Source organism: Pontibacter litorisediminis (assembly GCF_029360645.1).
Lineage (GTDB): Bacteria > Bacteroidota > Bacteroidia > Cytophagales > Hymenobacteraceae > Pontibacter > Pontibacter litorisediminis.
Genome location: NZ_JARDUA010000009.1, coordinates 1 through 15,772, shown reverse-complemented (window position 1 = coordinate 15,772; position 15,772 = coordinate 1). Strand labels below are relative to the sequence as shown.

Annotated in this window: 15 protein-coding genes; 7 read left to right on the top strand and 8 right to left on the bottom strand. The window is 55.3% G+C overall.

What is annotated here, in order from left to right; all coding sequences use genetic code 11:
* The first annotated feature begins 179 nt into the window (after positions 1-179).
* From proS to floA, 3 genes are all read left to right on the top strand, one after another.
* Positions 180-1,658: a proline--tRNA ligase gene (proS, locus tag PXG97_RS19585; RefSeq protein WP_276499531.1), complete on the top strand. Its 1,479-nt coding sequence runs from the start codon at positions 180-182 to the stop codon at positions 1,656-1,658.
* A gap of 186 nt (positions 1,659-1,844) precedes the next feature.
* Positions 1,845-2,318: an NfeD family protein gene (locus tag PXG97_RS19580; protein WP_276499530.1), complete on the top strand. Its 474-nt coding sequence runs from the start codon at positions 1,845-1,847 to the stop codon at positions 2,316-2,318.
* A gap of 12 nt (positions 2,319-2,330) precedes the next feature.
* The gene (gene floA, locus PXG97_RS19575) at positions 2,331-3,335 is read left to right on the top strand and encodes a flotillin-like protein FloA (protein WP_276499529.1); all 1,005 of its coding nucleotides are present in this window, start codon (positions 2,331-2,333) and stop codon (positions 3,333-3,335) included.
* A gap of 314 nt (positions 3,336-3,649) precedes the next feature.
* Here the strand turns inward: floA and PXG97_RS19570 are convergent, their stop codons facing one another.
* Both PXG97_RS19570 and PXG97_RS19565 read right to left on the bottom strand, forming a co-directional pair.
* Positions 3,650-4,051, bottom strand: coding sequence for a hypothetical protein (locus PXG97_RS19570; RefSeq protein WP_276499528.1), 402 nt, complete (start codon positions 4,049-4,051; stop codon positions 3,650-3,652).
* 140 nt (positions 4,052-4,191) lie between these two features.
* A complete protein-coding gene (locus tag PXG97_RS19565; RefSeq protein WP_276499527.1) occupies positions 4,192-5,034 on the bottom strand; it encodes a hypothetical protein in 843 nt (280 codons plus the stop codon).
* Between the two features lie 101 nt (positions 5,035-5,135).
* On the opposite strand from PXG97_RS19565, the gene PXG97_RS19560 reads away from it, so the two are divergent.
* Both PXG97_RS19560 and chrA read left to right on the top strand, forming a co-directional pair.
* The gene (locus PXG97_RS19560; protein ID WP_276499526.1) at positions 5,136-6,122 is read left to right on the top strand and encodes an isopenicillin N synthase family dioxygenase; all 987 of its coding nucleotides are present in this window, start codon (positions 5,136-5,138) and stop codon (positions 6,120-6,122) included.
* An 80-nt stretch (positions 6,123-6,202) separates the two neighbouring features.
* Positions 6,203-7,372, top strand: coding sequence for a chromate efflux transporter (gene chrA / locus PXG97_RS19555; protein WP_276499641.1), 1,170 nt, complete (start codon positions 6,203-6,205; stop codon positions 7,370-7,372).
* A gap of 57 nt (positions 7,373-7,429) precedes the next feature.
* On the opposite strand, the gene rfbA is transcribed toward chrA, so the two are convergent.
* The 6 genes from rfbA to prmC form a co-directional block, all read right to left on the bottom strand.
* Positions 7,430-8,299, bottom strand: coding sequence for a glucose-1-phosphate thymidylyltransferase RfbA (gene rfbA, locus PXG97_RS19550; RefSeq protein ID WP_276499525.1), 870 nt, complete (start codon positions 8,297-8,299; stop codon positions 7,430-7,432).
* Positions 8,300-8,323: 24 nt separating this feature from the next.
* Positions 8,324-9,346 (bottom strand): SDR family oxidoreductase, encoded by a 1,023-nt coding sequence (locus PXG97_RS19545; protein ID WP_276499524.1) that lies wholly within the window; start codon positions 9,344-9,346, stop codon positions 8,324-8,326.
* A 19-nt stretch (positions 9,347-9,365) separates the two neighbouring features.
* Positions 9,366-10,415 (bottom strand): dTDP-glucose 4,6-dehydratase, encoded by a 1,050-nt coding sequence (gene rfbB, locus PXG97_RS19540; RefSeq protein WP_276499523.1) that lies wholly within the window; start codon positions 10,413-10,415, stop codon positions 9,366-9,368.
* A 2-nt stretch (positions 10,416-10,417) separates the two neighbouring features.
* Positions 10,418-11,452 carry a UDP-glucose 4-epimerase GalE gene (galE, locus tag PXG97_RS19535; RefSeq protein WP_276499522.1) on the bottom strand — a complete coding sequence of 345 codons (1,035 nt, stop codon included), beginning with the start codon at positions 11,450-11,452 and terminating at the stop codon, positions 10,418-10,420.
* A 3-nt stretch (positions 11,453-11,455) separates the two neighbouring features.
* The gene (locus PXG97_RS19530) at positions 11,456-12,745 is read right to left on the bottom strand and encodes a nucleotide sugar dehydrogenase (protein ID WP_276499521.1); all 1,290 of its coding nucleotides are present in this window, start codon (positions 12,743-12,745) and stop codon (positions 11,456-11,458) included.
* Positions 12,746-12,944: 199 nt separating this feature from the next.
* Positions 12,945-13,799, bottom strand: a complete 855-nt coding sequence (gene prmC, locus PXG97_RS19525) for a peptide chain release factor N(5)-glutamine methyltransferase (RefSeq protein WP_276499520.1) — start codon at positions 13,797-13,799, stop codon at positions 12,945-12,947.
* Between the two features lie 208 nt (positions 13,800-14,007).
* Here prmC and ribD point away from each other — a divergent pair, with 208 nt between their 5' ends.
* Both ribD and PXG97_RS19515 read left to right on the top strand, forming a co-directional pair.
* Positions 14,008-15,036, top strand: coding sequence for a bifunctional diaminohydroxyphosphoribosylaminopyrimidine deaminase/5-amino-6-(5-phosphoribosylamino)uracil reductase RibD (ribD, locus tag PXG97_RS19520; RefSeq protein WP_276499519.1), 1,029 nt, complete (start codon positions 14,008-14,010; stop codon positions 15,034-15,036).
* A gap of 108 nt (positions 15,037-15,144) precedes the next feature.
* On the top strand, positions 15,145-15,627 hold the full coding sequence (locus tag PXG97_RS19515; RefSeq protein WP_276499518.1) for a GAF domain-containing protein: 483 nt from the start codon (positions 15,145-15,147) through the stop codon (positions 15,625-15,627).
* The last annotated feature ends 145 nt before the right edge of the window (positions 15,628-15,772 follow it).

Genomic DNA, 15,772 nt, shown 5'->3' with positions numbered 1-15,772 from the left:
TCTGTGGGTAACAACTTCTTCTATATCAAAGATAAGCACAATTGGGGCAAAACCTTATCTATAGTTTATAATATTAACGTAATTTTGAGTCGGAACGATGTCCGGCTGCGGTATATATGCAGTAACAAATTTTGTTCCAGAGTTAATATAAATAAGACTATTAAGATAATTTAATTAAAATGAGCAAAGGGTTACCTAAAAGAAGCGAAGATTACTCGCTGTGGTATAACGAGCTGGTGAAGAAGGCGGGCCTGGCGGAGAACTCGGCCGTGCGGGGATGTATGGTGATCAAGCCATACGGTTACGCCATTTGGGAGAAGATGCAGCGTGTGCTGGACGATATGTTTAAGGCCACGGGCCATGAGAACGCTTACTTCCCGCTGTTTGTACCCAAGAGCTTGTTTGAGGCGGAGGAGCAGAACGCGGAGGGCTTCGCCAAAGAGTGCGCCGTGGTAACCCACTACCGCCTGCAGAACGACCCTGACAAAGCCGGCAAGCTGCGCGTGGACCCGAATGCCCGGCTGGAGGAAGAGCTGATCGTACGCCCTACCTCAGAGGCTGTGATCTGGAACACCTACAAAAACTGGATACAGAGCTACCGCGACCTGCCTTTGCTGATAAACCAGTGGGCCAACGTGGTGCGCTGGGAGATGCGCACGCGCCTGTTCCTGCGCACGGCGGAGTTCCTGTGGCAGGAAGGCCACACCGCGCACGCCACCGCTGAGGAGGCTGTTGCCGAAACAGAGCAGATGCTGGAGGTATACGCCACCTTTGCGGAGCAGTACCTGGCCCTGCCGGTAATCCGTGGCCTCAAAACGCCAAGCGAGCGCTTCGCCGGCGCCCTGGAAACCTACTGCATCGAAGGTTTGATGCAGGACGGCAAGGCCCTGCAGGCGGGTACCTCACACTTCCTGGGCCAGAACTTTGCCAAGGCTTTTGATGTGAAGTATGCAACCAAAGACGGCGGGCTAGAGCACGTTTGGGGCACCTCCTGGGGCGTGAGCACGCGCCTGATGGGTGCGCTGGTAATGGCCCACTCCGATGACGAAGGCCTGGTGCTGCCTCCAAAGCTGGCTCCGATCCAGGTGGTGATCGTGCCGATCTACAAAGGCGAAGAGCAGCTGGCGCAGATCACCGAGAAGGTGAACCAGCTGAAGCGCGAGCTGCTGGCCAAAGGCATCAGCGTGAAGTATGACGACCGCGACACCGAGCGGCCTGGCTTCAAGTTTGCCGAGTGGGAGCTGAAGGGGGTGCCGGTGCGCATCGCCATCGGTGCCCGCGACCTGGAGAACGGCACCGCCGAGGTGGCCCGCCGCGACACCAAGGAGAAAAGCTCGCAGCAGTTCAGCACACTGGCCGACTACATTCCGGCCCTGCTGAACGAGATACAGGAGAACATTTACAACAAGGCCCTGACCTTCCGCGAGGAGAACACCACCAAGGTAGACTCTTACGAGGAGTTTAAGCAGGTACTGGAGACCAAAGGCGGTTTTGTGCTGGCCCACTGGGACGGTACGCCGGAAACGGAGGAGCGCATCAAGGAGGAGACAAAGGCTACTATCCGCTGCATTGCGCTGAACACCCCTGAGGAGGACGGCGTGGACATGCTGACCGGACAGCCAAGCAAGCGCCGCGTGTACTTTGCCAAAGCATACTAGCATTTCGTTGTTCGTTGCTCGTTATTAGTTGTTCGTAACCTGCGGCAACGGCTATACTTTCTGGAGCGCCACTTCCATAGCGGGAGGTGGCGCTTTTGCTTTCTGGCTGGTTTATACTTTGTTCCGGCAAGTATTCTTACTTATCATGAAGAAATTGCTATATTGTACACTATAACGCCCTGCCCTATGCTATTGGATTGGATAACAGTTATTTCGCTGATAGGCATTGGTCTTCTCCTGATCATAGTGGAGCTGATCTTTGTGCCGGGCACCACCATTGTGGGCATCCTGGGCTTTGTTCTGACCGCTATCGGTATCTGGATAGGTTATGCGGCCCTGGGCACTGAAACCGGCCACATCATACTTGGCGCCACCGTCCTCATCAGCGGCATTGCCTTTCTCTACAGCTTCCGTTCCGACAGCTGGACCCGTTTTGCCCTGCGGGAGCAGAACCGGGGGCATGTGAACGAGGAGTACCAGCATACCCTGCAGGTAGGGGAAGAAGGCACAACGGTATCGGCGTTGCGGCCACAGGGTACAGCCCTTTTTGCAGAAAGGCACCATGAGGTACAGACACGCGGCGAGTTTGTGGCGCCCAACACCCCCATACGCATTATAAGATTGGACCAGAATAAGATTATCGTAGAAGCAATCTCCTAACCTTAAACACAGATGGAAAACTTAACCCCTATATTCCTGATAGCAGGCGGTATTATCCTGCTCATCATCTTTTTATACTTTGTGCCAATCAGCCTTTGGATCACGGCCCTGTTCTCCGGCGTACGGGTAGGCCTGCTGGAGCTGGTGTTCATGCGCATCCGTAAGGTGCCGCCAAGTCTCATCGTTAACTCCATGATCAACGCGACCAAGGCCGGCATAGACGTCACCACCACCGAGCTGGAAACCCACTACCTGGCTGGCGGGAACGTGCCCAACGTAATCAAGGCGCTTATCTCTGCCGACAAGGCCAACATCCCACTGTCCTTCAAGCAAGCCACCGCCATCGACCTGGCCGGCCGTAACGTGTTTGAGGCCGTGACCACCTCGGTTAACCCAAAAGTGATCAACACCCCGAACGTGGCCGCCGTGGCACAGGATGGTATCCAGCTGATTGCCAAGGCACGGGTAACGGTGCGCGCCAACATCATGCAGCTGGTGGGCGGCGCCGGCGAGGAAACCATACTTGCCCGCGTGGGCGAGGGTATCGTAACCTCTATCGGCTCCTCCGGCTCGCACAAGGTGGTGCTCGAGAACCCGGACATCATCTCCAAGCTGGTATTGCAGAAAGGCCTGGACGCCGGCACGGCTTATGAAATTCTCTCTATTGACATTGCCGACGTGGACGTGGGCGAGAACATCGGTGCCAAGCTGCAGATAGACCAGGCTAACGCTGACCTGAAGGTAGCCGAGGCCAAGGCCGAGGAGCGCCGCGCCATGGCCGTGGCCGTGGAGCAGGAGATGAAGGCCAAGGCGCAGGAGGCACGCGCCAACGTGATTCAGGCGGAAGTGGAGGTGCCACAGGCCATCGCAGCGGCCTTCCGCAGCGGCAACCTCGGCATCATGGATTATTATCGCATGCAGAACATCCAGTCCGACACCGACATGCGCAACAACATCGCCAACCCCGGCCAGGGTGGTGGAGGTGGCGGCAGTACGCCGAACCGCGCTAAGGAATAAACACTGTTTATGCTTTACAAAAAGGCCTCTCCATACTTGGAGAGGCCTTTTTATATTCCTGAGATCAGAGTTTTATCCAGCAGAAGAGACTCACGTCTTTTTAGACTGCTTCGTTACAACTGTTCTGCTTCCCGAGTGAGAGGGGGCACCGTTGTTGTACTCCAACACGATCACCAGCTTGGTTTCTGAGATAGCGGCAATCTGGCTTTGGCCTGTCTCCGATTCAGAGAAAGAGATATAAAACTGCTTCCCGCTTTCCTTAGATAACCTGTAAACACCTGTCTCCTCATGCTGGGTAGTGGTGCGGCAATATTTTACTCTTCCCCCTGCAGCTTCCTTATTTGTCTGGCTAGCCTATCGCGCCGCGCCGAGACAAAAGTATAGCCCGAGCCATCTTGGGTAATTACCTCAAGTTTAAAAGGAAACACCAGCAGCCATTTTTTATCCTCCAAGCGTGCCACCTTGCTTAAAGGTATAAAGGTGCTATCCCGCCCGTGGAGGTACAGCAAGCCGAAGTGAGGCGTAGGGATGAACACCAGATCATCCGCTATGGCAACTAAGCGGCCTTTAGCCGGCCATACAGGTGGCTTTTTGCGGTACAACTCCACCTGCTTTTGCACCACCAGCACCTCTTTCCCCGAGGAAGTATAGGCCGGTTGCTTGGTGGCACACCCTACCATCCCCACTACCAACATGGTCAGCTTTCCTGCTCTCATAACACCACATCTAGAATACTCCCGTTATTAATACTCTCACTGGCAATTAACAGCCCAGCTCTTCATAGAAATCTTGCAAACAAAACGGCCCGCCTCTGCAAGTGAGAAACGGGCCGTTGTACACGTTATACTTTCGGTGTTTATTCTGCCTTCAGCGTAATTGTTCTCTCCACAGAGTTGAAAGGGCCCGGAAGCACGTTGCCGTTGTTGTCAACCAACTCCAGTTTTATCGTGTTCTCGCCCATCGGCAGGCCTTCTATGATGTATGGCATCCAGCGGTCGAGCATAAACTCGGTCCCGTTGATAGTAGCACGCACTTTGTTGCCAGTGGTAGAGAGGTCGGTGTTCACCAGGTAGAAGTCCAGCATTACCTTCTCGGTCTCCTTCGGGCCAACATACTCGCCTTTCGGGCGGCTATAGAACATGTGCGGCGCACTTTCATCAAACTCCAGCGTCTGGGTTGGACGGCCTACGGTAATCTTGCGCAGGTCGTATGCCCCCTTGTGCTTCAGGCTCTCGTGGTAGGAGCGGGAGATAAACGACAGGATCACGTGCTCCCCTTCAGGGATGTCTTTTGTAAACTCTGTCTCATAGTGAGCGGTGTATGGCTCATTATCCACAATGTTATGGATGTGCTGCCCCTGCATGGAGTTTGCCATGTGCTCGGCATTGGAGTGCGGCGTCATGCGGGTTAGCTCAAAGTTGGAGAGCGAGTACACAAACTGAACCGGGCCCGGCTCCACCACCCCTCCGGCAGGGGGCGTGTTCAGGCGCAGCTGCGACTCTGGGTACTTCTGCGAGTTGTCAAAGGCGTAAACGCGCAGCCCGCCTTTACTCATAACAGCGCCTGAAGGTGTTGGCCCTCCGGTTACGCTTGATGCTTCGGGTGTCTGGTTTTCGGTCTCCTGCGTCTGGCGTGCGGTATCACAGGCCGAGAAACAGAGCATCAGGGCCGAAGCCAGCAGTAGGTACGTTTTTTTCATGTAACAATCGTTAGGTTAGCAATGTAGCTAATTTAGCAATTTTTCTTCGTATATTGCGAACTACGTGAACAACACGTAAAAGTATACGCTAAAGATTATATATGAGCGAGATTTTGTTTGACGAGATTCCTTCTCTCGACCTGGCTGACTTTACTTCTGGAGACGCTGAGAGAAAGGCTCAATTTGTTAAGCAGCTGGGCGAAGCCTATCAAAACATCGGCTTCATTGCCCTGCGTAACCACGGCCTCAGCGACGAGCTAACCCAAAAGCTCTACGCGGCCACCAAAGAATTCTTCGCCCTGCCAGATGAGGTGAAGCAAAAGTATGAGCACCCGGAACTTGCCAGCCAGCGCGGCTATGTGGGCAAGGGCAAAGAAAAAGCAAAAGGATTCAACACAGGCGACCTAAAGGAATTCTACCACGTTGGGCAAGAACTGAGTGATATTCCGGACAGTGACCCGATCAAAGCAGAGTACCCGGAGAACATTTTCCCTGCGGAGGTGCCTGCCTTCAAAGAAACCACCCTGGAGGCTTACCGCAAACTGGAAGCCGCCGGCAAGCAGGTGCTGCGCGCCATTGCCGTTCACTTGGGTTTAGAGGAGGATTACTTCGATGCGAAGGTAACGTACGGCAACAGCATCCTGCGCCCTATCCACTACTTCCCTATCGAAAACCCGGACAGCGTACCGGCCGATGCGGTACGTGCTGCCGAGCACGGCGACATCAACCTGATCACGCTGCTCATGGGCGCCAGCGCCGACGGCCTGCAGGTACTGCGCCGCGACGGCCAGTGGATTCCGATCACGGCCCTGCCAGAGCAGGTGGTGGTAAACGTGGGCGACATGCTGGCGCGTTTAACCAATAACAAACTGAAGTCTACGATCCACCGGGTGGTTAACCCGCCGCGCGAGCTGATGCACACCTCACGCTACTCTATTCCGTTCTTCATGCACCCGCGCTCCGAAATGGACCTGACTTGCCTGGAGAGCTGCATTGACGAGCAGAACCCAAAGGCTTACCCAGATGCCACCGCAGGCGAATACCTGAACGAGCGCCTGGTGGAGCTTGGCCTGCTGAAAAAAGCTTAGTCCAGAGGCGTATGCCCCTGCAAACATAAAAAAGGGAGATGGCTATAAAGCTGTCTCTCTTTTTTTATTTTTATGCCGCCATGAGCCTGCGCTACTACATCTTCTTGAAAGACGTCCTACTTTTGGCCCTCACAGCGTTTGGGGGGCCACAGGCGCATATTGCCATGATGTTTAAGCTGCTGGTAGAGAAGCGCCGTTATCTGACGGAACAGGAACTGATAGAGCTGAACGCCCTTTGCTCCATACTGCCAGGCCCCACCTCCACCCAGACGCTGACGGCAATCGGCTTTAAGATTGGCGGGCCCAACCTGGCCTACCTTACGCTGCTCGTCTGGATACTGCCTGCCGCCACTATCATGGGAGTTGCCGCAGTTGTCATCTCTTATTTGCAGGGACAGGGCATCTCACTTAAGTTTCTGCGGATCATACAGCCGATGGCAGTAGGATTTGTGGCCTATGCAGCCTACATGATCAGCTCCAAAGTAGTGCACACCAAGACAGCGGTTACGCTGATGGTGATCTCGGCCATACTTGCCTACTTTTTCCATTCGCCGTGGGTATTCCCGGTGCTGCTGTTGGCGGGCGGGGCGGTTACGGCATTGCGCTTCAGGCAGCATCCGCAGGAGCAGAACAAGCGCCTGCACATAGAATGGGCCAATTTTATACTTTATGTGGCTGTACTGGTGGTGGCAGCCTTGCTGGGTGCCTATACGTCATCGCTGCCGGTGCGCTTGTTCGAGAACTTTTACCGTAACGGCAGCCTTGTCTTCGGCGGCGGGCAGGTGCTCATCCCGCTGCTCTACACCGAGTTTGTCGATTTCAAGGGATATCTCACTGGGGAGGAGTTCCTGTCCGGCTACGCGATTGCGCAGGCCTTGCCGGGGCCAACCTTTTCGTTTACTTCTTTTGTAGGAAACCTGGCCATGCGCGAGTATGGCATTGGCGGGCAGTTTTTGGGCTCCTTTGTGGCTACGGTGGGCATTTTCCTGCCAGGCACTTTCCTTATCTTCTTTGTCATCCGCTTTTGGGACGAGCTGAAAAAGTACCGCGTCGTGCGCGCCTCGCTGGAAGGAATAAGCGCCGTCAGCTCCGGTATGGTGGTGGCCGCCGCCATTTTGCTCTACCACCCCATTGAGAACACTCTCCTGAACTTTGGGATTGTGGCTGCCACTTTCTGCCTGCTCATGTTTACCAAGATACCCGCCCCGGTGCTTATCCTTACTGGATTGTTGCTGGGGTTTGTGTTGTAGAAGGAGGTCGATCTTAGCACATAAAAAAAGGCCGCCACCCGGCAGCCTTTCTGTACTTTATCTTTTCTCCTTGAGCATGCGGAGCAGGTACTCCCCGTAGCCGCTCTTTCTGAGCGGCTCCGCCACTTCTTTGAGCTGCTCGTCTGAGATGAAGCCCATGCGCCAGGCCACTTCTTCTATACAGCCGATCTTCAGCCCCTGCCGCTCCTCGATCACCTCCACGAAGGTGGCCGCCTGCATCAGCGAGGAGATCGTGCCCGTGTCGAGCCAGGCCGTGCCCCGGTTGAGAATGCCCACCTTCAGCTTGCCCCTCCTGAGGTACTCCTTGTTGACATCGGTGATCTCGTACTCGCCCCTGGGGCTAGGCGCCAGGTTCTTGGCTATCTCGACCACGTCATTGTCATAGAAGTAGAGCCCCGGCACGGCATAGCTGCTCTTAGGCTCCCTGGGCTTCTCCTCAATCGAGACGGCCCGCATGTCACGGTCGAACTCGACCACCCCGTAGCGCTCCGGGTCGTGCACGTGGTAGGCGTAGATCACCCCTCCATCCGGGTCTGCGTTGGCCTGTAGAAGCCTGCTCATCCCGGAGCCGTAGAAGATGTTGTCGCCCAGCACGAGCGCCACCTTGTCCTCTCCGATGAACTCCTCCCCGATCACAAAGGCCTGCGCCAGCCCGTTCGGTGTCTCCTGCACCTTGTAGCTGAACCGGCAGCCGATCCTAGAGCCGTCGCCCAAGAGGCGCTCGAACATCGGCAGGTCGTGCGGCGTGGAGATGATCAAAATCTCCCGGATGCCCGCCAGCATCAAGGTGGAGAGCGGGTAGTAGATCATGGGCTTGTCGTAGACGGGCATGAGCTGCTTGCTCACCGCCAGCGTCAGCGGGTGCAGCCGGGTGCCCGAGCCCCCGGCCAAGATGATTCCTTTCATGCGTGTTTGTTTTCGGCTCTACTTTTATACTGTCTCAGCCTTGGTGTCTCTGTAAATAAACTCCTGGTTGTTCTTGAACCACTCAAAGGTGCGCTGCAAACCTTCCTGGATGCGCACCTGCGGGTCATACTTCAGCAGGCGCTGCGCCTTGGAGATGTCGGCCAGGCTGTCGCGGATGTCGCCGGCGCGGTTAAGGCCGTGCACCGGCTCCACCTCAGCGCCGGCCGTTTCCCTCAGGATGTGGAACATCTGCAGCAATGAGGTTCTGTCGCCCACGGCAATGTTGTACACTTGGTTCACCGCCTCCGGGTTCTCCACCAGCGCCGCTTTGATGTTGGCCTGCACACAGTTTTCTACAAAGGTGAAGTCACGCGTCTGGCCTCCGTCTCCGTTTATCTTCGGCGCACGGTTGTGGATCAGCGCATCTATGAACAAAGGAATCACGGCCGCGTAGGCACCGTTCGGGTCCTGCTTGGGTCCGAAGATGTTGAAGTAGCGCAGCCCGATGATCTCCATGCCGTAGGTCTTGCCGAACACATCAGCATACAACTCGTTGGCGTACTTGGTCACAGCGTAGGGCGAGAGCGGCTTGCCGATGCGGTCCTCCACCTTCGGCAGTTCCTTGCTGTCGCCGTAGGTGGACGAGGAGGCCGCGTACACAAAGCGCTTCACCTGCTGCTCCTTGGCCGCGGTGAGCATGTTCACAAAACCGCCCACGTTCACGTCGTTGCTCGTGATCGGGTCGTTGATGCTTCGGGGCACCGAGCCCAGCGCCGCCTGGTGCAGCACCACGTCCATGCCCTGGCAGGCGCCGAGGCAGGTCTGCACGTCGCGGATGTCGCCCTCCACCAGCTCGAAGGCCGGGTTGCCGAGGAACTGCTCGATGTTCTTGCGGTAGCCGTTGGAGAAATTGTCCAGCACGCGCACCTTGCCCGCCTTATACTTTAAAAGGTACTCCACCAGGTTGGAGCCGATAAAGCCGGCACCGCCTGTTACTAAAAACGACAGCCCATCGAGGGACTGGTCGTGGAATGGGGAATCGTACATATCGTTTCTAAAATCTATATTACCTATGGGTGTACTGCTGCTCATAGTAGCTCTGGTAGTTGCCCGAGGTCACGTTCTCGAGCCACTCCGGGTTCTCCAGGTACCAGTCCACCGTCTTGCTCAGCCCCTGCTCAAAAGTCACCGACGGCTTCCAGCCCAGCTCGTCCATCAGCTTAGAGGAGTCGATGGCGTAGCGCAAGTCGTGGCCGGCGCGGTCCTTCACGAACGTGATCAGCTTTCTGGAGTGCCCCTTCTCGCGGCCCAGCTTCTCGTCCATCTGGTCGCAGAGCAGCTCGATCAGGTCCAGGTTCTTCCACTCGTTCACCCCGCCGATGTTGTAGGTGTCCCCGACCTTGCCCTCATGGAAGATCACGTCGATGGCGCGGGCGTGGTCCAGCACGTAGAGCCAGTCGCGCACGTTCTCGCCCTTGCCGTACACCGGCACCGGCTTCTCGTTTTTGATGTTGTGGATGGCGAGCGGGATAAGCTTCTCGGGGAAGTGGTTCGGGCCGTAGTTGTTCGAGCAGTTGGAGATCTTCACCGGCAGGCCATAAGTGTGGTACCAGGCACGCACAAAGTGATCGGAACTGGCCTTAGAAGCAGAGTACGGGGAGCGCGGATCGTAGGCCGTCTCCTCCGTGAAGAGCCCATCCTCGCCCAGCGAGCCGTACACCTCGTCGGTGGAGATGTGGTAGAACAGGTGCTTGCTCAGGTCATGCGCCCAATGCTTACGGGCCGCGTTGAGCAGGTTTACCGTGCCGATCACGTTCGTCTGCACGAAAGCCAGCGGGTCGGAGATGGAGCGGTCCACGTGCGACTCAGCCGCCAGGTGAATCACGGCGTCGAACTTATAGGCAGAGAAGATCTCCTCCAGGTAATCCGCGTCCACAATGTCGCCCTTCAGGAAGGTGTAATTCTCACGCTCCTCGATGTCTGAGAGGTTCTGCAGGTTACCAGCATAGGTCAGCTTGTCGAGGTTGTAGACCTGGTACTCCGGGTACTTGGTGACGAACAGGCGCACCACATGCGAGCCGATAAAGCCGGCCCCGCCCGTGATCAATATTTTCATGCTTATACTTTTGTCTTCTGAAGTGATACTTGCCAGTCCCAGGCGCTTTTCATGGCTTCTTCCAGGGTGCTGGTGGTTCTAAACCCAAGCTCTTGGCTTGACTTTGTTACATCGGCGTAGATCTTAGGCACATCACCGGCGCGGCGCGGACCAACCTTGTAGTTCAGCTCCTGGCCGGATGCTTTCTCAAAAGCTTTGATGGCTTCCAATACGGTATTCCCTGTACCCGTGCCTACATTGAAGAATTCTATACTTTGCGCCTTGCCTTGCAGCAGGCGCTCCACCGCTACCACGTGCGCCTTGGCCAGGTCTACCACATGGATATAATCGCGGATGCAGGTGCCGTCCGGCGTATCGTAATCATCCCCAAAGACTGTAAGCTCCTTTCTGATTCCGGCGGCAGTCTGCGTAATGAACGGCACAAGGTTATTGGGCACGCCCAATGGCAACTCGCCAATTTTTGCAGATGCATGCGCCCCGATGGGGTTGAAGTAGCGCAGCGCTGTGGCTTTGATGCTGCTGCTGCCGCTGTTGGCCAGGTCCGTCAGGATCTCCTCGCATACTTTCTTGGTGTTGCCGTACGGAGAGTTCGCCTTCTGCACCGGCGTCTGCTCGGTTACGGGCAGCTGCTCCGGAATGCCATACACCGTACACGACGAGGAGAACACCAGGTTCTGTACGTTAAACTCTCCCATTACCTGCAGCAGCGCCACCAGCGAGCCCACGTTGTTGTGGTAGTACTTCAGCGGCTCTGCCACCGACTCGCCCACTGCCTTGTAGGCTGCGAAATGAATCACACCCTGGATGTTCTGCTCCTGCTCAAACACCTGGCGCAGCGCCTCCGTGTCCGTACAGTCGATGCGGTGGCAAGGGATGTCGCGGCCGAGTATGGCGGCAATGCCTTCCAAAGCGCTCTCCTCCGAGTTGGAGAAGTTATCGATGATCACCGGCTCGTAGCCAGCCTCCACCAGCTCCACCACGGTGTGGGAGCCGATATAACCGGCGCCTCCTGTTACCAGTATCTTTGCGTTTGCCAAAACTTATAAGCTTGTATATTCGATGTCCTTGATTCTGTTGCGGAAGATGCCTTTCAGATCCACCAGGATCGGGCTACTGTTCATGATCGACTTGAAGTAGCTCTCGTCCAGCTCCATGTACGCATTGTGCGGCACGGCTACCACCACGGCATCGTAATCTTTGCCAGCCTCTTCTACCAGGCCGAAACCATACTCGTGCTGCAGCTCCTCCGAGTTGGCATACGGGTCCACTACCTCCACGTTCACGTTGAAGCTCTGCAGCTCCCGGATCACGTCCACTACCTTCGAGTTACGGATATCCTCCACGTTCTCCTTGAACGTAGCGCCCATTACTAGCACCTTCGTCTGCGAGATATTCTTGCCCCGCATGATCATCATCTTCACCAGTTTGTTGGCGATGTGCGCGCCCATGGTGTCGTTGGTGGTACGGCCACTCAGGATAACCTTGGCATCGTAGCCCAGCGCTTTCGCCTTGTAGGTCAGGTAGTATGGGTCCACGCCGATGCAGTGGCCTCCTACCAGGCCCGGAGAGAAGCGCAGGAAGTTCCATTTGGTACCGGCGGCCTCCAGCACCTCATAGGTATTGATGTTCATCTTGTCAAAGATGATGGACAGCTCGTTCATCAGGGCGATGTTGAGGTCGCGCTGCGTGTTTTCGATTACCTTGGCCGCCTCAGCTACTTTGATAGAAGAAGCGCGGTGCACACCGGCATCGATCACCAGCTCGTATACCTGAGCGATCTCCTCTGCTGCCTCCGGGTCACTGCCGGAAACAACCTTCACGATCTTGGCCAACGTATGCTCCTTGTCGCCCGGGTTGATCCGCTCCGGTGAGTAACCTACCTTAAAATCTTCCCCAAACTTCAGGCCCGACTCGCGCTCCAGCACCGGCACACAATCCTCCTCCGTGCAGCCAGGGTATACGGTAGACTCAAACACCACGTAGTCGCCTTTTTTCAGCACCTTGCCGACTGTGGTAGAGGCCGAAAGCAATGGCTTCAGGTCCGGCTGGGCATGCTGATCGATTGGTGTTGGCACAGCTACAATAAAGAAACGGGCCTCGCGCAGCACGTCCAGGCTGTCGGTAAACGCAATGTCAGCGCCTTCAAACTCACTGCTCTCCAGTTCCCCGCTCGGGTCAATGCTGTTGCGCATCATCTCCACGCGCTTCGAATTGATATCGAACCCAATCACTTTTACCTTCTTAGCGAAGGCCAAGGCAATCGGTAACCCTACATAGCCTAAGCCGATCACGGCAAGTTTGGCTTCTTTGTTGAGTATTTCCTGGTACACGTTATTATAGTTTAAATCTGTTACAGTTTTTACAAGTATAGCTAAACCAGCTACTTTTTGAAGAAAACGGCTTGTTTGTGCTTTCCATTGCACTTCATCCGTATTTCAGAGAGCAGCGGAGTTGCATTTCCCAAATTTATCACAAAAGTACAATTTTAACATTAACTTCGGATAATTTAGGCTTATTTTAACGTCTACCCTACTTCTTGCCCCATACGATGCGGTCCTTTCCGAAGAGATCCTGCACGACTTGCGCCTCTGCAAAACTGGCCTCCAGCAGCAGTTCCTTTACCTCCTGCCCGTAGCGTTCGTTTATCTCGAAGTATAGCCTGCCGCCTTTTTTCAGCAGCTGTTGCGCCACCTCGGTTATCCTTCTGTAGTATTTCAACGGATCTTGATCCGGCACGAACAGGGCCAGGTGCGGCTCAAACTCCAGCACGTTTTCCCGCATCTGCTCTTTTTCCTCCTCCAGCACATACGGCGGATTGCTCGTGATGATATCCAGCGAAGCGGGTTTTATACTTGGCACCGGCTCAAAAATATCTGCCTGCAGCCACTCCACCGGCAGTTTATACTTGGCCGCGTTGGCCCGCGCCACCTCCAGCGCCCCCTCCGACACCTCCAGGCCGTATGCTTGGGCGTTTGGCAAATTAGCCGCCAAGGCCAGCGGGATGCAACCGCTCCCGGCGCAGATATCCAGCACTTGTAGCCCCTTCTGGTTTTTATACTCCCGAAGCACCAAGTCTACCAGTTCCTCTGTCTCCGGCCTCGGTATCAGCACCCGCTCGTCCACCAGCAGCTCCAGGTCGTAAAAGTGCGCCACGCCCAGCACGTACTGCACCGGTTCCTGCCGCTGCAACCGCAGAATCATCTCCTTCACCTGTGCCTCCTGCCCCGCGTGCACCTGCTCCTGCTTCCCCAGCGACAGCTGCATGCGGTTTTTCTGCAGCACATGCTCCAGCACCAGCTGGGCTACACTTGCTGCCTCCGGCTCGGGGTACGCCGCCTTTATACTTTCACGGATGTGCTGCTGTAACTGCTGAATAGTTGCCACGCCTGTACTTTCTGTTGATTTCGGTATCTTTGCAAAAGTAGAACTTTATGAGTTAGAAAGTTAGAAAGTAGTGCTTTGACCTTTCTTTAGCTAAGTGCTACAGCTTCTAAGACGTGAAATTAAGCAGCTCTGATGCTTAATTTTCCTTTTGAGTGGCTCCTTTTATAACTTTCTAACTCTCTAACTTACTAACTCCTAAACTCTCCACATGTCTGAAGAACGATACATGAGACGCGCCCTGGAGCTGGCCCGGCTGGGCAGCGGCTACACCAGCCCTAACCCGATGGTTGGCTGCGTGGTGGTGCACGATGGGCAGATCATTGGCGAGGGCTGGCATCAGAAGTATGGGGGGCCGCATGCCGAGGTGAACGCCATCGCCGCTGTGGAGGATAAGAGCCTGCTGCCCAAAAGCCGGGTGTATGTTACCTTGGAACCCTGCTCACACTACGGCAAAACGCCTCCTTGCGCCGACCTGCTCATCAGCCATGGGGTAAAAGACGTGGTGATCTGCAACACCGACCCTAACCCACTGGTGGCCGGGCGCGGCATCAGGAAGCTCCTCGATACCGGCGCCCAGGTAAAGGTGGGCGTGCTGGAGGAGGAAGGGCTGGAGCTGAACAAGCGCTTCTTCACGTTTCATACGCAGCAGCGGCCGTTTATACTTTTGAAGTGGGCCGAGACGGCAGACGGATTTATAGCGGCGGCTAACTACCAACAGGAGCAGATCAGTGGGAAGCTGGCGCAGCGGCTGGTGCACAAGTGGCGCGCCGGGGAACAAGCTATACTTGTCGGCAGCCGCACGGCTCTGTACGATAACCCGCGCCTGAACACGCGTCTGTGGCATGGCCTTAACCCGCTGCGCCTGGTCATAGACAAGCAACTGCTGCTACCCCCGCACTTGCACCTGTTTGACGGAAGCCAGCCAACGGTAGTTTATACGTACGGGCACCAGGAGGACCGGGAGAATCTGCACTACGCGCAGCTGCGGGAGGGGGAGCTTATACTTCCGCAGATTATGCAGGACCTGCACCGCCGCAATGTGCTGTCGGTGATGGTGGAGGGCGGTACTTTTCTGCTGGAGAGCCTGCTGCAGGCCAACCTCTGGGACGAGGCGCTGGTATTCAAGAGTCTCCAAAAGACCCTTCCGGCAGGCATAAAAGCCCCAGGTATGGCTTACGGTCAGCTGCAAAGTATCCAAACCTTAGGCGCGGACCAGCTGTTGCACTACCGGCTTTAGTTATACGTTGTTAGTTGTTCGTTATTAGCACTGATATACTCATCATCATGAACAATTAGCACATTATCCCATTAAAAATTCACTCAATCACTAATTCAAAATTAAACCATGGCCGAATCATTGATTATAGATGCTGATCTCAGCAAAGAAGAAAAGTATAAAGCGCTGCTTCCGCAGATAGAGGCACTGACCACAGGCGAAACCGACTTGATTGCCAACATTTCGAATATGGTGGCCGCACTGCGCCAGGGCATGGGCTTCTTCTGGGTAGGCGTGTACTTTAACAAAGAGGGGCAGCTGGTGCTGGGGCCATTCCAGGGACCGATTGCCTGCACACGCATCCCGTACCATAAGGGCGTTTGCGGCGCCTGCTACACGCAACAGAAAACGATACTGGTACCGGACGTGGAGGCTTTTCCGGGGCATATTGCCTGCAGCAGCGACTCTAAATCTGAGATTGTGTTGCCAGCCATAAAAGACGGCGAGGTAAAACTGGTTTTGGACGTGGACAGCGACAGGCTCAACGACTTCGACGAGGTGGACCAGCAGTACCTGGAGCGGTTGATGAAGCTGGTGGAGAGCTGGTATTGATTTCGTTATTGGTTGTTTGTTATTAGTGAACCTGTTTAGAGTTTCTCACATCTTTTAATTTTCCGAACAAAAAGCACTGTAAAAGCCAGCACGTGGAGGGCCATCCAGTTGCTGGCTTTTGTCTCAAACCTGATCAGCAGCGCCT

Bases quoted from the DNA above. Each gene is read 5' to 3' on its own strand.
- PXG97_RS19560 (WP_276499526.1), top strand. From the start codon at position 5,136: ATGAGCGAGATTTTGTTTGACGAGATTCCTTCTCTCGACCTGGCTGAC.
- PXG97_RS19515 (WP_276499518.1), top strand. From the start codon at position 15,145: ATGGCCGAATCATTGATTATAGATGCTGATCTCAGCAAAGAAGAAAAG.
- proS (WP_276499531.1), top strand. From the start codon at position 180: ATGAGCAAAGGGTTACCTAAAAGAAGCGAAGATTACTCGCTGTGGTAT.
- chrA (WP_276499641.1), top strand. From the start codon at position 6,203: ATGAGCCTGCGCTACTACATCTTCTTGAAAGACGTCCTACTTTTGGCC.
- PXG97_RS19580 (WP_276499530.1), top strand. From the start codon at position 1,845: ATGCTATTGGATTGGATAACAGTTATTTCGCTGATAGGCATTGGTCTT.
- PXG97_RS19545 (WP_276499524.1), bottom strand. From the start codon at position 9,346: ATGTACGATTCCCCATTCCACGACCAGTCCCTCGATGGGCTGTCGTTT.
- PXG97_RS19570 (WP_276499528.1), bottom strand. From the start codon at position 4,051: ATGAGAGCAGGAAAGCTGACCATGTTGGTAGTGGGGATGGTAGGGTGT.
- rfbB (WP_276499523.1), bottom strand. From the start codon at position 10,415: ATGAAAATATTGATCACGGGCGGGGCCGGCTTTATCGGCTCGCATGTG.
- rfbA (WP_276499525.1), bottom strand. From the start codon at position 8,299: ATGAAAGGAATCATCTTGGCCGGGGGCTCGGGCACCCGGCTGCACCCG.
- PXG97_RS19565 (WP_276499527.1), bottom strand. From the start codon at position 5,034: ATGAAAAAAACGTACCTACTGCTGGCTTCGGCCCTGATGCTCTGTTTC.
- ribD (WP_276499519.1), top strand. From the start codon at position 14,008: ATGTCTGAAGAACGATACATGAGACGCGCCCTGGAGCTGGCCCGGCTG.
- floA (WP_276499529.1), top strand. From the start codon at position 2,331: ATGGAAAACTTAACCCCTATATTCCTGATAGCAGGCGGTATTATCCTG.